This window comes from Helicobacter pylori, from assembly GCF_030323545.1.
In the GTDB taxonomy this organism is placed as follows: domain Bacteria; phylum Campylobacterota; class Campylobacteria; order Campylobacterales; family Helicobacteraceae; genus Helicobacter; species Helicobacter pylori_CO.
Genome location: NZ_CP122954.1, coordinates 826,327 through 851,245, shown reverse-complemented (window position 1 = coordinate 851,245; position 24,919 = coordinate 826,327). Strand labels below are relative to the sequence as shown.

21 protein-coding genes and 1 pseudogene are annotated in these 24,919 nt (G+C 37.6%); 16 read left to right on the top strand and 6 right to left on the bottom strand.

Features of this window, described 5'->3' with window-relative positions; translation table 11 throughout:
* Positions 1–30: 30 nt before the first annotated feature.
* From QAP06_RS04035 to QAP06_RS04025, 3 genes are all read right to left on the bottom strand, one after another.
* A complete protein-coding gene (locus tag QAP06_RS04035) occupies positions 31–1,167 on the bottom strand; it encodes a potassium channel family protein (protein WP_000461980.1) in 1,137 nt (378 codons plus the stop codon).
* Between the two features lie 182 nt (positions 1,168–1,349).
* Positions 1,350–1,538, bottom strand: coding sequence for a 50S ribosomal protein L28 (gene rpmB, locus QAP06_RS04030; RefSeq protein WP_001119005.1), 189 nt, complete (start codon positions 1,536–1,538; stop codon positions 1,350–1,352).
* 99 nt (positions 1,539–1,637) lie between these two features.
* Positions 1,638–2,474 (bottom strand): HpaA family protein, encoded by an 837-nt coding sequence (locus QAP06_RS04025; protein ID WP_286464908.1) that lies wholly within the window; start codon positions 2,472–2,474, stop codon positions 1,638–1,640.
* Between the two features lie 124 nt (positions 2,475–2,598).
* Between QAP06_RS04025 and mraY the strand changes: the two genes are divergently transcribed.
* Together mraY and murD are read left to right on the top strand one after the other, a co-directional pair.
* The gene (mraY, locus tag QAP06_RS04020) at positions 2,599–3,660 is read left to right on the top strand and encodes a phospho-N-acetylmuramoyl-pentapeptide-transferase (protein WP_286464907.1); all 1,062 of its coding nucleotides are present in this window, start codon (positions 2,599–2,601) and stop codon (positions 3,658–3,660) included.
* Complete coding sequence (gene murD / locus QAP06_RS04015; protein ID WP_286464906.1) at positions 3,661–4,929, top strand: UDP-N-acetylmuramoyl-L-alanine--D-glutamate ligase; 1,269 nt, start codon at positions 3,661–3,663, stop codon at positions 4,927–4,929.
* On the opposite strand, the gene QAP06_RS04010 is transcribed toward murD, so the two are convergent.
* Positions 4,926–5,186, bottom strand: a complete 261-nt coding sequence (locus QAP06_RS04010) for an HP0495 family protein (protein ID WP_286464905.1) — start codon at positions 5,184–5,186, stop codon at positions 4,926–4,928. The genes murD and QAP06_RS04010 overlap by 4 nt on opposite strands.
* Positions 5,176–5,577, bottom strand: coding sequence for an acyl-CoA thioesterase YbgC (ybgC, locus tag QAP06_RS04005; RefSeq protein ID WP_126131004.1), 402 nt, complete (start codon positions 5,575–5,577; stop codon positions 5,176–5,178). The genes QAP06_RS04010 and ybgC overlap by 11 nt, the downstream gene beginning before the upstream one ends.
* 230 nt (positions 5,578–5,807) lie before the next feature.
* Here ybgC and QAP06_RS04000 point away from each other — a divergent pair, with 230 nt between their 5' ends.
* The 13 genes from QAP06_RS04000 to QAP06_RS03940 all read left to right on the top strand — a co-directional run bounded on the left by QAP06_RS04000 (position 5,808) and on the right by QAP06_RS03940 (position 20,883).
* On the top strand, positions 5,808–7,136 hold the full coding sequence (locus QAP06_RS04000; RefSeq protein WP_286464903.1) for a sodium-dependent transporter: 1,329 nt from the start codon (positions 5,808–5,810) through the stop codon (positions 7,134–7,136).
* A gap of 10 nt (positions 7,137–7,146) precedes the next feature.
* Entirely contained in the window at positions 7,147–8,475 is a 1,329-nt protein-coding gene (locus QAP06_RS03995) for a sodium-dependent transporter (protein WP_286464902.1), read from the top strand.
* Positions 8,476–8,489: 14 nt separating this feature from the next.
* Positions 8,490–9,557, top strand: coding sequence for a phospholipase A (locus QAP06_RS03990; RefSeq protein WP_187888399.1), 1,068 nt, complete (start codon positions 8,490–8,492; stop codon positions 9,555–9,557).
* Between the two features lie 56 nt (positions 9,558–9,613).
* Entirely contained in the window at positions 9,614–10,738 is a 1,125-nt protein-coding gene (gene dnaN / locus QAP06_RS03985) for a DNA polymerase III subunit beta (RefSeq protein ID WP_286464896.1), read from the top strand.
* A 12-nt stretch (positions 10,739–10,750) separates the two neighbouring features.
* Positions 10,751–13,072, top strand: a complete 2,322-nt coding sequence (gyrB, locus tag QAP06_RS03980; RefSeq protein ID WP_286464893.1) for a DNA topoisomerase (ATP-hydrolyzing) subunit B — start codon at positions 10,751–10,753, stop codon at positions 13,070–13,072.
* A gap of 45 nt (positions 13,073–13,117) precedes the next feature.
* The gene (locus QAP06_RS03975; protein ID WP_286467476.1) at positions 13,118–14,110 is read left to right on the top strand and encodes an adenine methyltransferase; all 993 of its coding nucleotides are present in this window, start codon (positions 13,118–13,120) and stop codon (positions 14,108–14,110) included.
* Positions 14,097–14,852, top strand: a complete 756-nt coding sequence (locus tag QAP06_RS03970) for a R.Pab1 family restriction endonuclease (RefSeq protein ID WP_286464891.1) — start codon at positions 14,097–14,099, stop codon at positions 14,850–14,852. The genes QAP06_RS03975 and QAP06_RS03970 overlap by 14 nt, the downstream gene beginning before the upstream one ends.
* 202 nt (positions 14,853–15,054) lie before the next feature.
* Positions 15,055–16,266 carry a peptidoglycan DD-metalloendopeptidase Csd3 gene (gene csd3 / locus QAP06_RS03965; protein WP_286464889.1) on the top strand — a complete coding sequence of 404 codons (1,212 nt, stop codon included), beginning with the start codon at positions 15,055–15,057 and terminating at the stop codon, positions 16,264–16,266.
* Positions 16,266–16,904, top strand: a complete 639-nt coding sequence (locus QAP06_RS03960; protein WP_286464886.1) for an NUDIX hydrolase — start codon at positions 16,266–16,268, stop codon at positions 16,902–16,904. The genes csd3 and QAP06_RS03960 overlap by 1 nt, the downstream gene beginning before the upstream one ends.
* Positions 16,905–16,914: 10 nt before the next feature.
* Complete coding sequence (pgbA, locus tag QAP06_RS03955) at positions 16,915–18,264, top strand: plasminogen-binding protein PgbA (protein ID WP_286464884.1); 1,350 nt, start codon at positions 16,915–16,917, stop codon at positions 18,262–18,264.
* Between the two features lies 1 nt (position 18,265).
* On the top strand, positions 18,266–19,645 hold the full coding sequence (glcD, locus tag QAP06_RS03950) for a glycolate oxidase subunit GlcD (RefSeq protein ID WP_286464882.1): 1,380 nt from the start codon (positions 18,266–18,268) through the stop codon (positions 19,643–19,645).
* A 21-nt stretch (positions 19,646–19,666) separates the two neighbouring features.
* The gene (gene dapB / locus QAP06_RS03945) at positions 19,667–20,431 is read left to right on the top strand and encodes a 4-hydroxy-tetrahydrodipicolinate reductase (RefSeq protein WP_286464880.1); all 765 of its coding nucleotides are present in this window, start codon (positions 19,667–19,669) and stop codon (positions 20,429–20,431) included.
* A 335-nt stretch (positions 20,432–20,766) separates the two neighbouring features.
* Entirely contained in the window at positions 20,767–20,883 is a 117-nt protein-coding gene (locus QAP06_RS03940; protein WP_000849526.1) for a hypothetical protein, read from the top strand.
* 296 nt (positions 20,884–21,179) lie between these two features.
* Here the strand turns inward: QAP06_RS03940 and glnA are convergent, their stop codons facing one another.
* A complete protein-coding gene (gene glnA / locus QAP06_RS03930) occupies positions 21,180–22,625 on the bottom strand; it encodes a type I glutamate--ammonia ligase (RefSeq protein WP_286464877.1) in 1,446 nt (481 codons plus the stop codon).
* Positions 22,626–22,762: 137 nt separating this feature from the next.
* Here glnA and QAP06_RS03925 point away from each other — a divergent pair.
* Positions 22,763–24,864, top strand: a pseudogene (locus QAP06_RS03925) (GmrSD restriction endonuclease domain-containing protein).
* Positions 24,865–24,919: the final 55 nt, after the last annotated feature.

Below are 24,919 nucleotides of genomic sequence, written 5' to 3'. Positions count from 1 at the left end.
ACATTTTTTATTTAAAAAAGGCTGTATCAATCACAAGGAAATGTAATCCACTTCTTTGGGTCTTTGATGGTTGGCAATGAGTTGCTTACAGGTCGCAACGCCTTCTGAAGTGCCAACCATTAGTAGCTTGGATTCGCTTGCAATGATCGTTTCTCCATCGGGCATGGGGATGTATTTGCCATCTTTTTGAGTGATACCAATCACAAACGCTTTAGCGATCTCTCTAAAATGGGCTTCTTTTAATTTCCTTAACACAAGCCAGCTGGTTTTAGGGACAATCACTTCCTCTAAATCTAAAAGCGTGTCTTTTTTATTGATAAAGCGCTCTAAGATATTTTCCATATCCGGGCGCACCGCCATCGCGCTCACTCTCTGCGCCATGAGTTTTGTAGGGGAAACCACCATATCAGCCCCTAATTTTTTTAATTTTTCTAAGCCTTCATCGCTATGCGCGCTTGCAATGATGTAGTAAGGTTTGCGCTTTAATTCCTTTTCAAACAAGCGCACGCTCACCATTAACGCCACATTCACCGGTAAAATCTTAGACAAAGCCACAACACCCCTAGCGCTGCTCAAGTGGGTTTTTAGCATGGCTAAATTGGTGTGCGGATCGCCTATGATATAGTAGGGGTATTTGTGCTTAATGGCTTCTTCTTCAAAACTAGGGTCATTATCCACGACCACAAAAGGGATTTGAGCGGAACGGAACTGCTTGCTCAACTCAATGGTGTATTCGTTGTGGTAACAAATCACGTAATGATCCTTAAGGCGCGCGATTTTATAAATCATACCTTTCTCCTTAATCAATCTGGTAAGCGTGCCTTTATTAACCACGCTAACTAAAATAGCCACGCTAAAGGCAATAATTCCTGCCCCAAAAAACATTAAAATGGAAGTTAAAAAAATACTTATAGGCCCAAACTGGCTTTCATTTAAAGCGCCAAACCCTGTGGCTGTCATGGTGTAAGTCGTTTGGAAGAAAGCCTGCATAAGGCTATAATTTTCTAGGGCGAAGTATCCCAGAGTGCCTAAAAGCACGAGTAATTGGATTAAAATAAGCGGGAGTCTAAAGACCTTAAATTGCTCATAGATTTCAGAATTTAAATTGACTTCTGGCTGAATTTCATCGTCTTTTTTGATTTTAAAAAATTTCAACTTTTCAAACAAAACCAATTCCTAGATCAAAATAAATTCTTTTGAAAGCGTTTACCTCTAAATTTAATCAAAACGCTAAACCTAAGCTGTGTTTTAATCTCAAAAAGAAGTTTAGATCTCAAGGGGAGTTTTAAAAAGGTTATCAAAAACATCAAAACCACCCCTACAATCAAAACGGACAGAAATTCTAAAAACTAAGCCCCTTTACGCATGGTTCTTAAAGTGGAAGCAGCCACTTTAATGCGTTTAGTCGTGCCATCGTCTAATTGGATCTTAATCGATCGCAAGTTAGGGAGTAAGCGGCGTTTATTTTTGTTGTTCGCATGACTGACATGATTGCCTATCATAGGCCCTTTGAAAGTTAAAGTGCATCTTTTTGCCATTGTATATCCTTAATTATTGAAATAAACTTTGCATTATACTTAAAATAGCCTTTAAAAAGACTGATTTTAAGGCTAATTTTTAAATGGTTCGTTTAAGAACTACTTTTTTTGAGGCATAGAACTTTTAAAGCCTTTCATTCTATCAATAGCGTCTCTGTATTTGGCAATATTTTCTTCTGTAAGTTCTGTTACAGCTTTTTTCATGACAACGGCATACATTCTGTTTAAGATCTTATGTATCGCGTCTTCTTTATTCTTTTCTAAACCTTCATGGATAATGCTGTCTGAAGAATCAAACCCTCCAGAATTACTATGTTTGTAAGTATAGGTCATTGCCTGAAAAGTCCCTACTTCCACAGCAAAATCATGGACTACACGATTGCTTTCTGGCTCATAAAAATTAAACCACACAGAGCCTGAGCTTTGATCCACTAGCGTGTCTAAATTAGGATTATTGGGATCTTTTAAATTCATTTTCAAATCTTCTAAGATTCCTACCCACCCTTTCAAATCCAAAACGGAAAAAAGCTTTCTCTTATCTTGAGTGCTTAAAGCCTTTTCATCTTGAAAACGCAACACTTGATAGCCTCTTTTTTCAAAAATAGTTTGGATTTGATTGACTAAAGCGTCTTGAAACTTATCAATATAGGGTTTTAGATTATCGCTCACTTGAATGTGTGGCGCTAAAATACCTACAACATGATGGTTTTGTGGGGCTTGAGCAATATGTATTGGATAATTAAAATCTAGTGGCGTAACATATTCAGAGCTTGTTTTCATTCTTTCATGAGTTTGAACTTGATTTTTGGCGTCATTTGGTGTTTTTGTTTCAGCGCTTGGATTCATCGCACAACCGATCAACACGCTTGAAAGCCCTAAAGCCACTAACATTTTAGAATAAATTCTAACTTTTTTAAAAATAAGCGAACGCTCCATAAAAAACTCCTAAAAATTAAAATAAACTCCTATCCTACCCTATTCATGCTATTTTTAAGTAAATCAATTTGCGCTACAATTTTCTTTTTTCTAAATTTCAAGCATGGCGATTTTAGGGGATTTTATGCTCTATTCTTTACTATATGGTTATTTCAATATCAATCTTTTCCAGTATTTGACTTTTAGAGCAGGGTTAGGGTTTTTCATAGCCTTTTTCCTCACGCTTTTTTTAATGCCCAAATTCATTCTATGGGCCAAGGCTAAAAAGGCTAACCAGCCCATTTCTAACTTCGTGCCAAGCCACCAGAATAAAAAGGATACCCCTACGATGGGGGGGATTGTTTTTGTTTTTGCAACCATTGTTGCGAGCGTGTTGTGCGCGTCTTTGGGTAATCTTTATGTGTTGTTAGGGATAATAGTGTTAATGGGCTTTAGTTTTGTGGGTTTTAGAGACGATTACACTAAAATCAACCAACAAAGCAATGCCGGAATGAGCGCGAAAATGAAATTTGGTATGCTTTTTGTCCTTTCTCTTGTGGTGTCTGTTTTATTGAGCCTTAAGGGGTTAGACACTTTTTTATACGTGCCTTTTTTGAAAAACCCCTTGTTTGAAATGCCCACGATGTTAGCGGTTGGTTTTTGGGTGTTGGTTTTTTTATCCACGAGCAATGCGGTGAATTTAACCGACGGGTTAGACGGCTTAGCGAGCGTGCCTAGCATTTTCACCCTCTTAAGCCTTTCTATCTTTGTGTATGTGGCAGGGAATGCGGAATTTTCTAAATACTTGCTCTATCCTAAAGTCATAGATGTGGGGGAATTGTTTGTTGTCTCGCTGGCGTTAGTGGGATCGCTCTTTGGCTTTTTGTGGTATAACTGCAACCCGGCAAGCGTGTTTATGGGCGATAGCGGGAGTTTGGCAATAGGGGGGTTTATCGCTTATAACGCTATTGTTTCGCATAATGAAATCTTATTGGTTTTAATGGGATCAATTTTTGTGGTAGAAACTTTGTCTGTGATCTTGCAAGTAGGGAGTTATAAAACCCGTAAAAAACGCCTTTTTTTAATGGCGCCAATCCATCATCATTTTGAGCAAAAGGGCTGGGCAGAAAACAAGGTGATCGTGCGTTTTTGGATCATTTCTATGCTGAGTAATTTAGTCGCTCTTTTAAGCTTGAAGGTGCGTTAAATGAAAATCTCTTTATTGGGGCATGGCAAAACCACTCTAGCCCTAGCGCGTTTTTTTAAAAAAAACCATAACGAAGTCAAATTTTTTGATGATCAATTCTCTTCATTTCATAAGGATAGAGAGGGTTTTCTTTGCTACCCTAGTAAGAATTTCAACCCTAATGATTCCCAATTAGAGATAGTCAGCCCTGGCATCAGTTTCACGCACCCTTTAGTCATAAAAGCCAAGCATTTAGTGAGCGAATACGATTATATTAATAGCTTGTTTGATTTGGTTTTCACGCCTACTATAATCAGTATTAGCGGCACTAACGGGAAAACCACCACGACAGAAATGCTCACCATGCTTTTAGAAGATTTTAAGGCTGTGAGTGGGGGGAATATCGGCACGCCCTTGATTGAATTGTTTGAAAAGCAATCGCTTTTGTGGGTGTTAGAAACAAGCTCTTTTTCTTTGCATTACACCAATAAGGCTTACCCCTTAATCTACTTGCTCATCAATGTAGAAGCCGATCATTTGACTTGGCATTGCAGTTTTGAAAATTATTTGAACGCTAAACTCAAGGTTTTAACATTGATGCCTAAAACTTCGCTCGCTATCCTCCCTTTAAAATTCAAAGAACACCCCATTATTCAAAACTCGCAAGCGCAAAAAATCTTTTTTGACACAAGCGAAGAGGTTTTAGAATATTTAAAAATCCCTTCTAACGCTCTTTTTTTTAAGGGAGCGTTTTTATTAGACGCTGCCTTAGCCCTTTTAGTTTATGAGCAATTTTTAAAAATAAAGAATTTAAAATGGCAAGATTATAGAGAAAACGCCCTTAAAAGACTGAACGCTTTTAAAATCGGCTCGCATAAAATGGAAGAATTTAGGGATAAACAAGGGCGTTTGTGGGTAGATGACAGCAAAGCCACGAACATTGACGCCACCTTACAAGCCCTAAACACCTTTAAAAACCAAAAAATCCATTTGATTTTAGGGGGCGATATTAAAGGAGTCAATTTAACCCCCCTTTTTGAAGAATTTAAAAACCATGAAGTAAGCCTTTATGCGATAGGATCAAGCGCTTTTATCGTCCAAGCCTTAGCGTTAGAATTTAATGTTTCTTGTCAGGTTTGTTTGGAGTTAGAAAAAGCGGTTCAAGAAATTAAAAGCGTTTTATCGCAAAATGAAATCGCTTTGCTTTCACCCAGCGCGGCCAGTTTGGATCAATTTTCTTCGTATAAAGAAAGGGGTCAAAAATTTAAAGCGTTTGTTTTAAAAGATTAAAGCGTTTGAACCACTTTGTCTAATTGTGAAATTTTTTGAAAAATCTCGTTCCGTTCTTCTTCATTTGAAACTTCCATAGAAACATTAAAGCTATAAAATTTAGCGTTTTTAGAAGTGTTTTTTAATTCCAATTTAAAGGGGCGTTGGTAGGTTTTTAAAAGCTCTTTTAACACGCTTTCATCTTTAGTAGTCATGATCACCCTATAATCCCAAAGACAAGGGTAAATAATGGTGGGTTTTCCTGAATCAGATGGCATTGAACAGCTCTTTAAACAATTTAGGAATGGCAATAGGGCTGTATGTAGAGCGATTGACAAAGCCAAACTTGATTTCTGAAGCAAAGACTTTAAAAGGCTTCATAGGCTCTAAAGAAGCGTTTTGGATACAATAAATTTCTTGAAAAAGCACCACAAAAACCTTTCTTAATTCTTTAATTTGCGTTCTTATTTCTAAGACCTGCCCAAGGCTCGCAGGGGTGAAAAAATCCGCTTTGATAGAGCGGATAACAAACACGCCTTCTTCATTTTCTGGCAAGACCTTTTGTTTAAAAAAAAACTCGCTCCTAGCCCTTTCGCAATATTTCAAATAATTCGCATGATAGACCACGCCTTCAGAGTCGGTATCTTCGTAATATACCCTACAGCGCATTAATTCCCCTTACTTGAATAATGAATTTTTCTCAAAATTATACAATATGTAACTTAACTATAGTATAATCTAGTGGTCTTGCTTTATGTTTTTTAGGTATTTTTAAAGTGGGTTTTTTCTTAAATCTTAAGATCTTTAAAGATTTCAAAAAACTAATACAGCAATAGTTGGGCGATTAAGGACATCGCTCTTTAATTTTAATCATTTACAAGGAGTTTGGTAGTTTAAAAATGGGTAATCATTTTTCTAAATTAGGATTTGTTTTAGCGGCATTAGGGAGCGCGATAGGTTTAGGGCATATTTGGCGTTTCCCCTATATGACTGGGGTGAGTGGTGGGGGTGCTTTTGTTTTATTGTTTTTATTTTTATCTTTAAGCGTTGGCGCGGCGATGTTTATCGCTGAAATGCTATTAGGACAAAGCACGCAAAAAAATGTAACAGAAGCTTTTAAAGAGCTTGACCTTAACCCTAAAAAACGCTGGAAATACGCAGGGCTTTTGCTTATTTCTGGGCCATTAATACTGACTTTTTACGGCACGATTTTAGGCTGGGTGCTTTATTATTTGGTGAGTGTTAGTTTTAATTTGCCTAACAATATCCAAGAATCTGAACAAATTTTTACTCAAACTTTGCAGTCTATAGGGCTACAATCCATAGGGCTTTTTAGCGTTTTATTCATAACCGGATGGATTGTTTCTAGGGGGATTAAAGAAGGGATTGAAAAACTCAATCTAGTCTTAATGCCCTTACTCTTTGCCACTTTTTTTGGTTTACTTTTCTATGCGATGAGCATGGATTCTTTTTCTAAAGCTTTCCATTTCATGTTTGATTTCAAACCAAAAGATTTGACTTCTCAAGTGTTCACTTATTCCTTGGGGCAGGTTTTCTTTTCTTTAAGCATCGGTTTAGGGATCAATATCACTTATGCTGCGGTTACGGATAAAACGCAGAATTTGCTTAAAAGCACTATTTGGGTGGTTTTATCAGGGATTTTAATTTCTCTTGTGGCAGGGCTTATGATTTTCACTTTTGTGTTTGAATATGGGGCGAATGTCTCACAAGGCACAGGGTTAATCTTCACTTCTTTACCGGTAGTTTTTGGCCAAATGGGAGCGATAGGCATTCTTGTTTCAGTTCTTTTCTTGCTCGCACTCGCTTTTGCTGGCATCACTTCTACGGTGGCTTTATTAGAGCCAAGCGTGATGTATCTTACCGAAAGGTATCAATACTCTCGTTTTAAGGTTACTTGGGGTCTTGTAGCGCTAATTTTTATCGTAGGCGTGGTGTTGATTTTTTCGCTCCATAAGGATTATAAAGACTATCTCACTTTCTTTGAAAAAAGTCTTTTTGATTGGTTGGATTTTGCATCAAGCACCATTATCATGCCTTTAGGCGGGATGGCAACCTTTATTTTTATGGGCTGGGTTTTGAAAAAAGAAAAATTGCGTCTTTTAAGCACGCACTTTTTAGGCCCTAAATTGTTTGCAACTTGGTATTTCTTGCTTAAATACATCACCCCTTTAATTGTGTTTTCTATTTGGTTGAGCAAGATTTATTAAAATATTTAGCATGGGAAAATTTTCTAAATTAGGCTTTATTTTAGCCACTTTGGGTAGCTCTATCGGTTTAGGGCATATTTGGCGCTTTCCTTATATGGTAGGTCATAATGGGGGGAGCGCGTTTGTGCTTTTATATCTGGTGCTAACCTTGAGTTTAGGCATTGCTATGCTTTTAGTAGAAATGCTGATTGGGAATTTGGGTAAAAAAGATGTTGTTTCTAATTATCAAATACTAGATCCTAAAAGGAAAAAATACTACCCTTTCACTTCTTTTTTTATTTTAGGCGGCCCTCTCATTTTATCCTTTTATGCGGTGGTGTTAGGTTGGGTGCTTTACTATCTTTTTGTAGTAACTTTTGATTTGCCTAAAGATTTAGAGCAAGCCAAAATGCAATTTGGCATGCTCCAAAATGGCAGTTTAATTTGGCCTGTTATTGGCTTTAGTGCATGCTTATTGCCGACAATATGGTTTGTTTCTAGGGGGATTGAAGAAGGGATTGAAAAATTAAATGTCGTGCTGATGCCCTTATTGTTTGTGATTTTCATAGGGCTTTTAATCTATGCGATGACTTTAGAAAGCATGCCTAAAGCTTTGCACTTTTTGTTTAATTTTGAGATTCAAAAGATTGATTTTAAGGTTGTTATGGACGCTTTAGGGCAGATGTTCTTTTCTTTGAGTTTGGGGGTAGGCACGATCATTACTTATTCAGCTTTTACGCCCAAAAGAGAAAACCTATTCAAAAGCTCTCTATTTATTGTATTACCGGGTATTTTAATCTCTCTCATTGCCGGGGTGATGATTTTTACCTTTGTGTTTGAATACCATGCAGATGTGTCTCAAGGGCCAGGGCTTGTTTTTATTTCCTTACCTTTGACTTTCGCTAAAATGGGGATAAGCGGGCAGATTGTCTCGCTTTTTTTCTTTATGGCACTTGTTTTTGCTGGGATCACTTCTACGGTTTCTTTGATAGAGCCTTTAGCGCTTTATCTGATCAATCGTTTTAATTTTTCGCGCACTCAAGCGTCGCTATGGATAGGGATTGTTGTGTATGTTTTAGGCGTTTTAGTCATTCTTTCTATGAATGAACGATACGCTAAGTTTTTGAGTTTTGCTCATAAGAGCGTGTTTGGGTGGCTGGATTTCATTACTTCTTCATTTTTAATGCCTTTGGGAGGCTTGTTTTCAGTCTTGTTTGTAGGATGGATTTTAAATAAAAAGCGCTCTTTTTTAGCCACGAAGCATTTCTTTAACGCAAACGCTTTTAAAGCGTGGCATTTTAGCATTCGTTTTATCGCGCCTGTAGTGATTTTAGCGATTTTCATCTTGCAATTTAAGTGAAATAAGGATGCTTGATGAAAAGCATTTTGCTCTTTATGATTTTTGTAGTTTGTCAGTTAGAAGGCAAAAAATTTTCACAAGATAATTTTAAGGTGGATTATAACTACTATTTGCGCAAACAGGATTTGCACATCATTAAAACGCAAAACGATTTGTCCAATGCCTGGTATCTCCCTCCACAAAAAGCCCCCAAAGAACATTCTTGGGTGGATTTTGCTAAAAAATATTTAAACATGATGGATTATCTAGGCACTTATTTTTTGCCTTTTTATCATAGTTTCACCCCCATTTTTCAATGGTACCACCCCAATATCAACCCCTATCAACGCAATGAGTTTAAGTTCCAAATCAGTTTTAGAGTGCCTGTGTTTAGGCATATTCTTTGGACTAAAGGCACGCTTTATCTGGCTTATACCCAAACTAACTGGTTTCAAATTTACAATAACCCCCAATCCGCTCCCATGCGAATGATCAATTTCATGCCTGAACTCATTTATGTTTATCCTATCAATTTCAAACCTTTTGGGGGTAAAATAGGGAATTTTTCTGAGATTTGGATAGGTTGGCAACACATTTCTAATGGCGTGGGAGGCGCGCAATGTTATCAGCCTTTTAATAAAGAAGGTAATCCTGAAAACCAATTCCCAGGAGGACCTGTAATCGTTAAAGATTATAACGGGCAAAAAGATGTGCGCTGGGGGGGGTGTCGTTCGGTGAGCGCGGGGCAACGCCCTGTGTTTCGTTTGGTGTGGGAAAAGGGAGGCCTAAAAATCATGGTCGCTTATTGGCCCTATGTCCCTTATGATCAATCCAACCCTAATTTGATTGATTACATGGGGTATGGTAACGCTAAAATTGATTACAGGAGAGGGCGCCACCATTTTGAATTGCAACTTTATGATATTTTCACGCAATACTGGCGTTATGATCGCTGGCATGGAGCTTTCCGCTTAGGCTATACCTACCGTATTAACCCTTTTGTGGGGATTTATGCGCAGTGGTTTAACGGCTATGGCGATGGCTTGTATGAATACGATGTTTTTTCCAATCGTATAGGGGTAGGAATACGCTTAAACCCTTAAAAAAGCGTTCTTTTATGCTATAATTAAGACCAAAAATTCAAGGGGATTATTCGGCTATGAAAATCAGTGTTAGTAAAAACGATTTAGAAAATACTTTGCGCTACTTGCAAGCTTTTTTGGATAAAAAGGACGCTTCTTCTATCGCTTCACACATCCATTTAGAAGTCATTAAAGAAAAGCTTTTTTTAAAAGCCAGCGATTCAGATATTGGGCTAAAAAGCTATATTTTTACGCAATCTAGCGATAAAGAGGGCGTAGGCACGATCAACGGGAAAAAGTTTTTGGATATTATCTCATGTTTAAAAGACTCTAATATTATTTTAGAAACTAAAGATGACAGCTTGGTGATCAAACAAAATAAAAGCTCTTTCAAACTCCCCATGTTTGACGCTGATGAGTTCCCTGAATTCCCTGTTATTGATCCCAAAGTGAGTTTGGAAGTCAATGCCCCCTTTTTAACAGATGCGTTTAAAAAGATCGCTCCTGTGATTGAGCAAACCAGCTATAAAAGGGAATTAGCCGGTATTTTAATGCAATTTGATCAAAAACATCAAACCCTTTCAGTAGTAGGCACGGATACCAAACGGCTCTCTTACACGCAGTTAGAAAAAATCTCTATCCATTCCACCGAAGAAGACATCTCTTGTATTTTACCTAAAAGAGCTTTATTAGAAATCCTTAAGCTTTTTTATGAAAATTTCAGTTTTAAAAGCGATGGCATGTTAGCGGTAATTGAAAACGAAACGCACACTTTTTTCACCAAGCTCATTGATGGGAATTACCCCGATTATCAAAAAATCCTCCCTAAAGAATACACTTCTTCTTTCACATTAGGCAAGGAAGAATTTAAAGAGAGCATTAAGTTATGCAGTTCTTTAAGCTCCACCATTAAACTCACTTTAGAAAAAAACAACGCTTTGTTTGAATCTTTGGATTCTGAACATAGCGAAACGGCTAAAACCTCTGTTGAGATTGAAAAAGGTTTGGATATTGAAAAAGCCTTTCATTTGGGCGTGAACGCGAAATTTTTCCTTGAAGCCTTAAACGCTTTAGGGACAACGCAATTTGTTTTAAAATGCAATGAGCCTTCTTCGCCTTTTTTAATCCAAGAGCCTCTTGATGAAAAGCAAAGCCACTTGAACGCTAAAATCTCCACTTTGATGATGCCAATCACACTATAAAGGCTGATTTGAATGCAAAGTTACCAGAGCCATAGTATCAAGGTTTTAAAAGGCTTAGAGGGGGTTAGGAAACGCCCTGGAATGTATATTGGCGATACCAATGTGGGTGGGTTGCACCACATGGTGTATGAAGTCGTGGATAACGCTGTAGATGAGAGCATGGCGGGTTTTTGCGATACGATTAATATCACTTTGACTGGTGAGGGTTCATGCATTGTAGAAGATAACGGGCGAGGCATTCCTGTAGATATTCACCCCACGGAAAAAATCCCCGCTTGCACCGTGGTTTTAACGATTTTGCATGCGGGGGGCAAGTTTGATAACGATACTTATAAAGTTTCAGGCGGTTTGCATGGCGTGGGCGTTTCGGTTGTGAACGCTTTAAGCAAACGCTTGATTATGACCATTAAAAAAGAGGGTCAAATCTATCGCCAAGAGTTTCAAAAGGGTATCCCCATTAGCGAGCTTGAAATCATTGGCAAAACCAAAAGCATTAAAGAAAGCGGCACGACTATTGAATTTTTCCCTGATGAAAGCGTGATGGAAGTCGTTGAATTTCAAGCGGGTATTTTGCAAAAACGCTTCAAAGAGATGGCGTATCTTAACGACGGCTTAAAAATTTCTTTCAAAGAAGAAAAAACCCAACTGCAAGAGACTTATTTCTATGAAGACGGCTTGAAACAATTCGTTAAAGACAGCGCTAAAAAAGAGTTGCTCACCCCCATTATTTCGTTTAAAAGCATGGATGAAGAAACGCGCACTTCTATAGAAGTCGCTCTAGCGTATGCTGATGATTACAACGAAAACACTTTAAGCTTTGTGAATAACATTAAAACTTCTGAGGGTGGCACGCATGAGGCGGGCTTTAAAATGGGCTTGTCTAAAGCGATTTTACAATATATTGACAATAACATTAAAACTAAAGAGTCACGCCCCATTTCTGAAGACATTAAAGAGGGGTTGATTGCGGTTGTGAGCTTGAAAATGAGTGAGCCTTTATTTGAGGGGCAGACTAAATCCAAACTCGGCAGTTCGTATGCGCGCGCGTTGGTTTCAAAATTAGTCTATGATAAGATCCATCAATTTTTAGAAGAAAACCCTAACGAAGCCAAAATCATTGCCAATAAAGCCCTACTAGCCGCAAAAGCCAGAGAAGCCAGCAAGAAAGCCAGAGAGCTTACAAGGAAAAAAGATAATTTGAGTGTCGGCACTTTGCCTGGAAAATTAGCCGATTGCCAGAGTAAAGACCCCTTAGAGAGTGAAATCTTTTTAGTGGAGGGCGATAGCGCGGGCGGGAGCGCTAAACAAGGGCGCGATAGGGCTTTCCAAGCGATCTTGCCATTAAAAGGTAAGATTTTAAATGTGGAAAAAAGCCATTTGTCAAAAATCCTGAAATCAGAAGAAATTAAAAACATGATCACGGCTTTTGGGTGCGGCATTCAAGAGAGTTTTGATATAGAAAGATTGCGCTATCATAAAATCATTATCATGACCGATGCTGATGTGGATGGGAGCCATATCCAAACCTTGCTGATGACTTTTTTCTATCGTTATTTACGCCCGCTGATTGAACAAGGGCATGTTTATATCGCTCAAGCCCCTCTTTACAAATACAAGAAAGGCAAGACAGAAATTTATCTTAAAGACGGCGTCGCTTTGGATCATTTTTTAATTGAGCATGGCATCAATTCGGTGGATATTGAAGGGATTGGCAAGAACGATTTGATGGGTTTGTTAAAAGTGGCGCGCCATTACCGCTACGCGCTTTTGGAATTAGAAAAACGCTACAATTTGCTAGAAATTTTACGCTTTTTGATTGAAACTAAGGACGCTTTAAGCCTTGATATGAAAGTTTTAGAAAAAAGCATTTTAGAAAAATTAGAGGGCTTGAATTATCAGATCTTACGCTCTTTTGCTACTGAAGAAAGCTTAAATTTGCATGCGCAAACCCCTAAAGGCTTGGTGGAATTTAACCTAGATGACAACCTCTTTAAAGAAGTGTTGTTTGAAGAAGCGAATTACACTTATCAAAAGCTTATGGAGTATAATTTAGATTTCTTGGAAAATAAGGATATTTTGGCGTTCTTAGAAGAAGTGGAAAATCACGCTAAAAAGGGAGCGAATATCCAGCGCTATAAGGGGCTAGGCGAGATGAACCCTAATGATTTATGGGAAACGACCATGCATAAAGAAAACCGCAGCTTAATCAAACTTAAAATTGAAGATTTAGAAAAAACCGATGCAGTCTTTTCGCTTTGCATGGGCGATGAAGTAGAGCCTAGAAGAGCCTTTATCCAAGCGCATGCTAAAGATGTAAAGCAGCTAGATGTGTAAGGGATCTTGATTAGAACCCCTAAACATTTAAATCAGCGAGAGAGCGTGAATTTAGGGGCTTACTACACGCCCCCTTATTTAGTGGATTGCGCTTACAAGCTTTTAAAAAAGCATGTTGGTATTGAAAACTACACGCTTTTAGACACCGCATGTGGCAATAAAGAGTTTTTAAAACTCCACCACCCTAAAAAAATAGGAGCGGATATTGACCCTAAGTGTGGTGCTTTAATGATAAACGCTTTAGCCAATCCTAAAAGAGAAAATTATGGCATTAGCCAAGATGAGCCTTTAATCGTCGTGGGAAATCCCCCCTATAACGATAGAACTTCTTTTATCAAACAAGATATTAAAAATAAAGATTTCATTTTTGAGATAGACAACGATTTGAAATCTAGGGATTTAGGGATAAGTTTTTTAAAATCTTTTGCAATTTTAAAGCCGGCGTTTATTTGCGTGTTACACCCTTTATCTTACCTCATCAAAGAAGCTAATTTTAAGCAATTAAAGCTATTTAAGGATCATTACAGGCTTTTAGACGCTTTGGTTGTTTCTTCCAAACATTTCACTAAAAGTAACGAGTTTCCTATCGTGATAGCCCTATATGAGCAAGGGCGAATGGACTATGCAGATATTAGGCGTTTTGTTTTCCAAACGGATTATGACACAACGCTATGTTTAAACGATTTTGATTATATAGCCAATTATGTGGATAAATACCCTAACGCTCAAAGAGTCAGTGAATGCGTGGGCTATTTTTTCCCCATGCGAGATATTAACGCTCTCAAACGCAACAAAACTTTTTTAAACGCACCAAGCGAAAATGCGGTGCGAATCAGTCAAGATAAATTGATTTATTACCAATATATCCATTATTTTAAGGAAATCGCTCCTAAAATCCCTTATTATTTTGGTAATTTAGATATTATTATCGATCATTTTGCTTTTTTAAAAATTAAAGACGCTTTTTTAAAAGATAAAAGAGTGCGTTTAGAATATTTTAAAAAATTGTTTCAAGGACACCCTTGTGAGTTTGATTAGGATTGATGATAGTAAAAAAGTAATTGAGGTTTCTATTCCTTTAACTTCAATTTCAGGCAAAGTGCGTGTGAAAATCAGGCATGCCTTTAGCGATTATGGTATTTCAACAGCGACTAGAAAAATCCCTTTCAGTTTAAAACATTATGTAGAGTGGCAAATCGGTTATGATGTCCCCATTAAAGATAAAGAAAAATTTGAACTCACTGCTTTAAAAGATGAAAAATATTATTTTTTAGGGGCTAATAATAAAGTAAAAACTCTTTATGAATTGAGCGAAATGATTTATTACGCTAAGCAATTAGGGTTAATCAGTTTAGAAAATTTAGAAAATACTTTAAAATATTTAGAAAAACAAAAACAATTTATAGAAGATAATTTTATGATTACAAGAGAAAGATTTAGATCGCATCAATTTGGTGGCATGGATTTTGAACTTTCACGCATTTCTTATCCTTTACTCATTCATTCTTTTAATGATAATCAGTTGAGTGAGATTGTTATTAGAGAACAACAATATGGCTCTAAAACCCAAGCCATGCTGTATTTTTGCTTTTCTATTTTGGAATTAAAAACCGCTACCCCCTTATTAAACAGAACGGCTACACTCAAAGAACATGCTCTTTTGATTATCCATAAAACCAACGCTCCCATGTTTTTAAAAATGCTTAAAATTTTTGGACTTTTAAGCCAAGCGCACCATGACGATGTGTTAAAGATTTTAGAAAAAATACTTCAAAATTAACAATGATATGGATTGATTAAAAAGGAATACCCAACGCTATAAGGCGAGATAAAACCATTTATGAGAAACCACCATGCACCAATAAAACGCGCTTCATAAAGCTATAAAAACAAGGCTAGGCTTTAAACTTGTATCGTTTTTCTTTAATGGCTTATGTTATACTAATAAAATACAGATTCAATTGAAGGCATTAAACGACTGCATGGTATTTTTTCATAAGAAAATTATTTTAAATTTTATCTATTCTTTAATGGTTGCTTTTTTATCCCATGGGGTTCTTTTAAAAGCCGATGAAATGGCTAAAAAGCAAACTTTATTGGTGGGTGAAAGGCTTGTGTGGGATAAGCTCACGCTGTTAGGGTTTTTAGAAAAAAACCATATCCCCCAAAAACTCTACTACAACCTGAGCTCTCAAGATAAAGAATTGAGCGCTGAAATCCAAAGCAATGTTACCTACTATACCTTAAGAGATGCTAACAACACGCTCATTCAAGCCCTTATCCCTATAAGCCAGGATTTGCAAATCCATATTTACAAAAAAGGGGAGGATTATTTTTTAGACTTTATCCCTATTATTTTCACTCGTAAAGAAAAAACTTTGCTTCTTTCTTTACAAACTTCGCCCTATCAAGATATTATCAAAGCCACCAATGACCCCCTTTTAGCCAACCAATTGATAAACGCGTATAAAAAAAGCGTGCCTTTTAAACGCCTAGCAAAAAACGATAAAATCGCTATCGTTTATACAAGAGATTATCGCGTGGGGCAAGCGTTTGGCCAACCGACTATCAAAATGGCGATGGTCAGCTCTCACTCTAACCAATACTATCTTTTTTCCCATTCAAACGGGCGCTATTACGATTCAAAGGCGCAAGAAGTGGCAGGGTTTTTATTAGAAACCCCGGTGAAATACACCCGCATTTCTTCGCCTTTTTCGTATGGGAGGTTCCATCCTGTCTTAAAAGTCAGACGGCCTCATTACGGCGTGGATTATGCGGCTAAACATGGCAGTTTGATCCATTCTGCTTCAGATGGTCGTGTGGGTTTTATAGGGGTTAAGGTGGGGTATGGGAGTGTGGTTGAAATCCATTTGAATGAATTGCGTTTGGTGTATGCCCACATGAGCGCGTTTGCTAAGGGGTTAAAAAAAGGATCATTCGTTAGAAAAGGGCAAATCATAGGAAGAGTGGGAAGCACGGGTTTTAGCACCGGGCCGCATTTGCATTTTGGCGTGTATAAAAACTCCCGCCCCATTAATCCTTTAGGCTATATCCGCACCGCTAAAAGCAAATTACACGGCAAGCAAAGAGAGGTTTTTTTAGAAAAAGCTCAGCATTCTAAGCAAAAATTAGAAGAACTTTTGAAAACCCATTCTTTTGAAAAAAATTCATTTTATCTTTTAGAGGGGTTTTAATGTCTTATTTTAAAAATGCTTTCAATCAAAAATCTTTAATAGATGATTCTAGTGTGTATTTAGAGCCTTGTTCTAGCTCTAATTTCATAGAATTAAAACGCATGCATTATAATGAAGAGAATACTAAGAAAACATGGGATATTATTAAGTCTTTAGACAGCGTGGCGGTTTTACTCTATGAAAAAGAATCCGATTGTTTTGTGATTGTGAAACAATTCCGCCCAGCCATTTATGCGCGCCATTTTCATTTTAAGCGCGATCAGGATCAAAATATTGACGGATACACTTATGAATTGTGTGCAGGGCTTGTGGATAAGGCTCATAAGACTTTAGAAGAAATCGCTTGCGAAGAAGCGCTAGAAGAATGCGGTTATCAGATCAGCCCTAAAAATTTAGAAACAATAGGCCAATTTTATAGTGCGACTGGGTTGAGCGGGAGTTTGCAAACGCTCTATTACGCTGAAGTGCATAAGAATTTGAGGGTTTCAAAGGGTGGGGGGATTGATACCGAAAAGATTGAAGTGCTGTTTTTAGAGCGATCAAAAGCTCTTGATTTTATAATGGATTTTCAATACGCTAAAACCACCGGATTGTCTTTAGCCATTTTGTGGCATTTAAAAAAGTTTAAAAATGTTTAAAAGGAATTGTATGTTAAGGCTTTTGATGGGACTTCTTTTAATGAGTTTTATAAGCTTGCAATCAGCCTCTTGGCAAGAACCCTTAAGAGTGAGTATAGAATTTGTGGATTTGCCTAAAAAAATCATTCGTTTTCCTGCTCATGATTTGCAAGTGGGGGAGTTTGGTTTTGTCGTTACTAAACTTTCAGATTATGAAATCGTTAATTCTGAAGTGGTCATTATTGCCGTTGAAAATGGCGTCGCAACGGCTAAATTCAGAGCGTTTGAGTCAATGAAACAAACCCATTTGCCCACTCCAAGAATGGTCGCTAGAAAGGGCGATTTGGTCTATTTTAGGCAATTCAACAACCAAGCGTTTTTAATCGCTCCTAATGATGAAATCTATGAGCAAATCAGAGCGACTAATACCGATATTAATTTTATTAGTTCTGATTTGTTGGTGACTTTTTTGAACGGGTTTGACCCAAAAATCGCTAATTTAAGAAAAGCGTGCAATGTTTATAGCGTGGGGGTGGTTTATATTGTAACCACCAACACGCTCAATATTTTAAGCTGTGAGAGTTTTGAAATTTTAGAAAAAAGAGAGCTGGATACAAGCGGTGTTACTAAAACTTCTACGCCGTTTTTTTCTAGGGTTGAGGGCATTGATGCAGGCACGCTAGGGAAACTTTTTTCAGGCAGTCAATCTAAAAATTACTTCGCTTACTATGACGCTTTAGTGAAAAAAGAAAAACGCAAAGAAGTAAGGATTAAAAAGAGAGAAGAAAAGGTTGATGCTAGAGAAATTAAACGAGAAATCAATCAAGAAGCCATTAAAGAGCCTAAAAAAGCCAATCAAGGCACAGAAAACGCTCCTACTTTAGAAGAGAAAAACTACCAAAAAGCAGAGCGCAAACTTGATGTTAAAGAAGAAAGGCGCTATTTAAGAGATGAAAGGAAAAAAGCCAAAGCCACCAAAAAGGCTACGGAATTTGAAGAAAGAGAAAAAGAGCATGATGAAAGGGATGAACAAGAGACTGAAGGAAGAAGAAAAGCTTTAGAAATGGATAAAGGCAATGAAAAAGTCAATGCCAAAGAAAATGAGCGAGAAACCAAGCAAGGAGCCATTAAAGAGCCAAGTAATGAAAATAACGCCACCCAACAAGGCGAAAACAAAAACGCTCCTAAAGAGAACAACGCTTCTAAAGAAGAGAAAAAACCAAATTCTAAAGAAGAAAAACGCCGCTTGAAAGAAGAAAAGAAAAAAGCCAAAGCCGAACAAAGAGCGAGAGAATTTGAACAAAGAGCGAAAGAGCATCAAGAAAGAGATGAAAAAGAGCTTGAAGAGCGAAGAAAGGCACTAGAAGCGGGTAAAAAATAGCATGTTAGAGAAGCAACACATCCAATATTTTAAAAACCTAGTAGGGGGAGAGGATTTTTTCACTGATTTAGCGCATTTGAACGCTTATTGCTATGACGCTACCAAAGAAAGGCATTTGCCTAGCGGTGTGATTTTCCCTAAAAACGAGCAAGAAATCAGCCAGATTTTAAAATATTGCAACGAGCATCGTATCATCGTTGTGCCTAGGGGGGCTGGGAGCGGTTTTACAGGGGGGGCGTTGAGCGTGAGCGGGGGGCTAGTTTTAAGCGTGGAAAAGCACTTGGATAAGATTTTAGAGATTGACACTAAAAATTTAATCGCTAGAGTCGAGCCGGGCGTGATTAACAAGCATTTCCAAAACGAAGTGGAAAAATTGAATCTCTTCTACCCCCCAGATCCAGCGAGTGAAAATCAAAGCACTTTAGGGGGGAATGTCGCTGAAAACGCCGGTGGCATGCGTGCGGCTAAATACGGCATTACGAAAGATTATGTCATGGCTTTAAGGGTGGTTTTAGCGAATGGTGAAATCATAAGGGCAGGCAAAAAAACGATCAAAGATGTCGCAGGCTTTAATGTTGCAGGGCTGATGATCGCTAGTGAGGGGTGTTTGGGCGTGATTTCTGAAATCACTTTAAAGCTTTTAGCCAAACCGCCCCTAAAACAAAGCGCGATGGGCGTTTTTAACCATATTGAAGACGCCATGAACGCCGTTTATAAGACAATGAGCAGCGGCGTTACGCCTGTGGCGATGGAATTTTTGGATAATTTGAGCATCAAGGCGGTTGAAGAACGATTTTCTAAAGGCTTACCCAAAGACGCTGGAGCGATACTCATCACTCAAGTGGATGGCGTGGTTAAAGAGCAGATTGCATGGCAACTCAATGAAATAGAAAAGCATTTCAAAGCCAATGGGTGCGTGGGTTTTAAGATCGCTCAAAACGAACAAGAAGAACAAGATCTGTGGTTTTCAAGGCGTAATGCTTCCCAAAGTATTAGCGTTTATGGTAAAAAGAAATTGAATGAAGATGTGACCGTTCCTAGGGCGAGTTTGCCGAGTTTGTTGCAAGAAGTCGCTAAAATAAGCCAAAAATACGGCTTTAAAATCCCTTGCTTTGGGCATACGGGCGATGGCAATGTGCATGTGAATATCATGCTAGAAGATCCTAAAAGGGATTTAGAAAAAGGGCATAAGGCTATGGAAGAGATTTTTCAGGCCGCTATTAGTTTGGAGGGGACTTTAAGTGGGGAGCATGGCATAGGCTTGTCTAAAGCCAAATTCATGCCTTTAGCGTTCAATCAGAGTGAAATGGAGCTTTTTAGGAATATTAAAAAAGCCCTTGATCCTAATAATATTTTAAACCCTTTTAAAATGGGGTTGTAAGGTTAAAAGCAAGGAAAGCGCATGAAAATCGGTGTTTATGGAGCGAGCGGTCGTATAGGGAAACTGCTTTTAGAAGAATTAAAAGGGGGGTATAAGGGATTAGAGCTATCTAGCGTGTTTGTCAGGCAAAAATGCGAAACGGATTTCAGTTCTTTTTCGTGCGCCCCTTTAGTAACCAATGATTTAAAAGCGTTTGTGAGGGCATGCGAATGCGTGATTGATTTTTCTTTACCTAAAGGCGTGGATAATTTGCTAGAGGCTCTTTTAGAATGCCCTAAAATTTTAGTTTCTGGCACGACCGGTTTGGAAAAAGAAACGCTAGAAAAAATGCAACAATTAGCCTTAAAAGCGCCGCTTTTGCATGCGCACAACATGTCTTTAGGGATTACGATGCTCAATCAATTAGCCTTTTTAGCTTCTTTGAAATTAAAAGATGCGGATATTGAAATTGTAGAAACGCACCACAATCTCAAAAAAGACGCGCCGAGCGGCACTGCGTTGAGTTTGTATGAAACTTGCGCTAAGGCTAGGGGGTATGATGAAAAAAACGCCCTTACCACTCACAGAGAAGGTTTGCGCTCTAAAGAAAGCATTGGCATAGCCGCTTTAAGGGGGGGCGATGTTGCCGGGAAGCACACGATAGGGTTTTATTTAGAGGGCGAATACATAGAGCTTAGCCATACGGCGACTAACCGATCTATTTTTGCTAAAGGGGCTTTAGAAGTGGCTCTATGGCTTAAGGATAAAGCCGCTAAAAAATATGAAATCAACGAGATGTTTGGTTGAATGTTTTAATTCTTTGCTGTATTGGAAGAGTTTATTTTGTAAGGATTAATCTTGCCTTGTGTGATTAATAACACAAGGCTAGTGTGGTAAAACCCATCTATAATTTCAATTCAAGGAGCCTAACTAAAATAAAACGAACAATTTCAGTTAGGGCTTTATTATAGCAAAAATTATCTAAGATTACAAAGGGTAGCGTTTCTGTTTTTGGATTTAGGGCGTTATTTCAGTTGTTTTGAGTTTTATTTACTTTTTGTTTAATGATAAATCTTAACTATCATAAACGCATGATTAAAGTATTTGAGTTATTAAAAAATTTTAGAACAAAAGGATATAAAATGAAAACCATTAGAAATAGCGTGTTTATTGGAGCGTCTTTACTCGGCGGTTGCGCTAGCGTTGGGACTTATTTTGACGCTTTGCGTGTTGCTTGTGTTAAAGACGCTTGTTTGTAGAGAAAGAAGCACGTTACACGCTCAAAGACTTTGATAGCCATTACCACACTGACTAAACCGACACTGGGTTTAGTTGGGGTTTTAGGGGTGTTGTTTCAAACGCTCTCTATCCACTTAAAAAATGGGTTTTACATAAACAATAAAGTTAAAAACCCCTTTTTAAAGATTAAAGAGCGTTAAGTAAGACTTATTTAAAAAGCAAAGAAAATAAATTTTTCCAACCACTTTTTTTAAGAACAAGGCATTTTTGCCTTATTCTAAATTTTTAAAATGGGATTATTGACCCGCTCATTGTTTTAGCATGAATAAGTGGTGATAAATTCAAAAGGATGGGGTTTGCTCTCCCATGGGAACACTTCAGCGTTGAATTTAAGAGACTGATAGGCTTGAATAAATTCTTCGCTAAAGACTTGACTATCTTTTAAATACTGCTTATCGGCTAGCATTTCTTCTAACGATCGCCTTAAAGTGTGGGGCATTTGTTTGATACCCTTTTCTCTGATTTCATCTAAAGTCAATTTGAAAAGGTTAATATCCATCGCTTCGCCGGGATCAATCTTGTTTTTAACGCCATCCATACCTGCCATTAAAATCGCTGCAAAAGCCAAGTAGGGGTTTGATGAGCTATCCGGGAATCTGAATTCAAACCTCGCGCTGTTTTTAGAAATCCCATAAGGGATGCGCACGCTCGCGCTCCTGTTATTAGCCGAATAAGTCAAAATAGATGGGGCTTCATAGCCTGGAATTAAGCGTTTGTAAGAATTAGTGGAAGCGTTAGTGAAAGCGGCTAACCCTCTAGCGTGGTGCAACACTCCCCCTAAAAAATGCAACGCCAACTCACTCAAGCCCTTGTAAGTTTCGCCGCTAAAAAGGTTTTCGTTGTTTTTCCAAATACTTACATGGGTGTGCATCCCGCTCCCGTTATCCCCGTATAAAGGTTTTGGCATGAAAGTGGCGGTTTTGCCGTTTAAATGGGCGACCATTTTAACCACGTATTTGAGTTTTTGGACATTGTCAGCGGCTTCCACTAAATCCCCAAATTTCACGCCCACTTCGCCTTGCGCTTGCGCGACTTCATGATGGACGACAAAAGTTTCTAACCCCACTTGGTTTAAGACTTTCACAATTTCAGTGCGAATATCCATCATCGTATCCGTTGGCGGCACAGGCATATAGCCCCCTTGCTTGCCCGGTCTATGGCCAAAATTCACGCCATTTTCAAAGCTCTTATCTCTATTCCATTCGCCCTCTTCGCTATCCACTTCGTAGTATTGTGAGTTAGAAGCGTCTTTAATTTTAATGGAATCAAAGATAAAAAATTCATTCTCCGCGCCAAAATAAGCCACATCGCCCAAACCTGAATCTTTTAAATGTTGTAAGGCTTTTTTAGCGATACTTCTAGGGCATTTCTCATAAGGTTGGTTTTTATACACATCATACACATCGCAAAACACGACCACGCTCACATCCGCGCTAAAAGGGTCAATGAAATAACGCACCAAATCGGGGGTCAAAATCATATCAGAGTGTTCAATGCCTTGCCATCCCTTAAAAGAACTCGCATCAAAAGGAATCCCCTCTTTAAACATGCCATGCGTTAAAGCCCCAAAAGAATAAGCGATATGATTCCAAGTGCCTTTAATATCGCTGAATCTAAAATCCACAAATTCCACTTCATTTTCTTTGCAAAATTCAAAAAACTCTTTGATCTTGCTTTCACTATTTTGAGTTCTTACTACCATTAACCACCTTTAATTGTTATGAATTGAGTTTGATTGATAGGGGTGATTATAGCATTTATGGGGTAAAAAAAGTAAAATCTGTATCAAGTTTTATTAAGATGCATGCGGTAAAATCCGCTAAATCAAGGAGTGTTATTATGGAAGCAAAGGCAACCACACTATTAAATTTTATTAAAGAAAATCAAAAGAATCAATTGGTCATTCCCATCTATCAGAGATTGTATAGTTGGGAAAAGGAGCAATGCAAGCAATTATGGGATGATATTATAAAAATTGGTGGAAATGATAAGATGGATGGGCATTTTATCGGTTCTATTTTGTATGTGCTAGATAATATTACACACTCTAACAATACATTACTCATTATTGATGGCCAACAAAGGCTCACCACTATCACGATTTTACTCATCGCTTTGAGGGATCATTTAAACGATGAAGTTGAGCGTAAAGAAATAGAGGATCACTATCTTATCAATAGCGATAAGGACGGCGATAAGAAATTCAGACTCATCCTCTCAGAGTCTGATAAAGATACCCTGCTATCTTTGATTGATAAAGACAGAAGAAAACCGAGCGAGCCTTCGTTAAAAATAATGGAAAATTTTGAATTATTTGAAGAATGGATCCGTAAAAACACCGACAAACTAGAAACGATTTTTAAAGGATTAAAAAAACTCATGATAGTTTGGATTGCTTTAGAAAAAGGAAAAGATGATCCTCAACTTATTTTTGAGAGCATGAACTCAAAAGGTATCGAACTCACGCAAGCGGATTTGCTCAGAAACTATATCATAATGGAAACAGAGGTTGGAAAACGGGAAGATTTTTATAATCAATATTGGAGGGCTATGGAGGAAGATTTTAAACAGAGTGAGAAACAGAGTAAGAAACAGAGTAAGAGAGAGGATTTGTTTAGTAAATTTGTCAGGCACTATCTCACGATCAAAATAGGAAAAATTCCCAATGAGAAAAGAGTTTATGAAGCTTTCAAGGATTATCAGCAAAAAGAGAGGATAGAAATAGAGGATTTACTAAAAGATTTGCAAAAATATTGCGGGTATTTTTGCCAGATTGCATTCAAAAAAGAAGCCGATAAAGATTTAAACAAGGCTTTAAGTTTTTTGGTGGATTTAGAGATGGATGTGATCTATCCGCTATTACTAGAGCTTTATAGCGATTATAGCGATGGGGTTTTATCCAAGGCTGATTTTATCCCTACTATCTATTTAACAGAGAGCTATATTTGCAGAAGGGCGGTGTGCGGGCTTGGCACAAATAGTCTCAATAAAGTCTTTCTCTCTTTTACAAAGCACATCCAAAAAGATGAATATTTTAAAAGCCTAAAAGCGCATTTTGGCTATCTGACAGAAAAACAAAGATTCCCAAACAATGATGAGTTTAAAAAGCTTTTTATTACGATAAATTTTTATAAGTTTGGAAAAAAGGAATACTTTTTTGAAAGGTTAGAAAATTTTGACACAAAAGAGCCGGTCAATACTAAGGAATGCACTATAGAACACATCATGCCTAAAACCCTTAACTTAGAATGGAAAAGGGATCTTGGTGAAAATTTTCAAGCAATACATGATAAATACCTCCACACAATAGGCAATCTCACTCTAACCGGTTATAACAAAGAGTATAGTAACAAATCTTTCCAAGAAAAAAGAGATATGGAGAAGGGCTTCAAACAAAGCCCGTTGAGACTCAATCAGGGTTTGAGGGATTTAGAATCTTTTGGCGAAAAAGAGATTGAAAAAAGAGCTAATGATTTAGCGGATTGGGCTTTAAAGATTTGGACTTACCACAATCTAGATGCAGAAACATTAGAGAAATATAAACAGAAAGGAAAAAGAGAAAAAAGGCTTATGATTTAAGCTCTTATAAGTTTAGCTCTCATTCAAGGGAATTGTTTGATATTTTAAGAGAAAAGATTAAAGCTTTTGATGAAAAGATCGCCGAAAGCTTTACGAAAGCATATATAACTTATAAGTTTGACACCATTTTTACGAGCATTGTTCCCTCAAAAGATGAATTAACATTGATGTTAAAAATTGAATTTTCTGAGTTGCAAGGTGAAATAAAGGAAAAACTAAAGATTAGAGATGTTTCCAATATCGGTCATTCATGCGTTGGAAACATAGAAGTCAAACTAAAAACAAAAGAGGATATCCCTTATTGTTTGGGGTTGATCAAACAGGCTTTAGAAAAACAGATGGGTGGTAGGAACAGGCAATAAAAACCCAACTTATTAAAATAAAGAGTATAATTACAAACTACTTAAAACTTAAAGG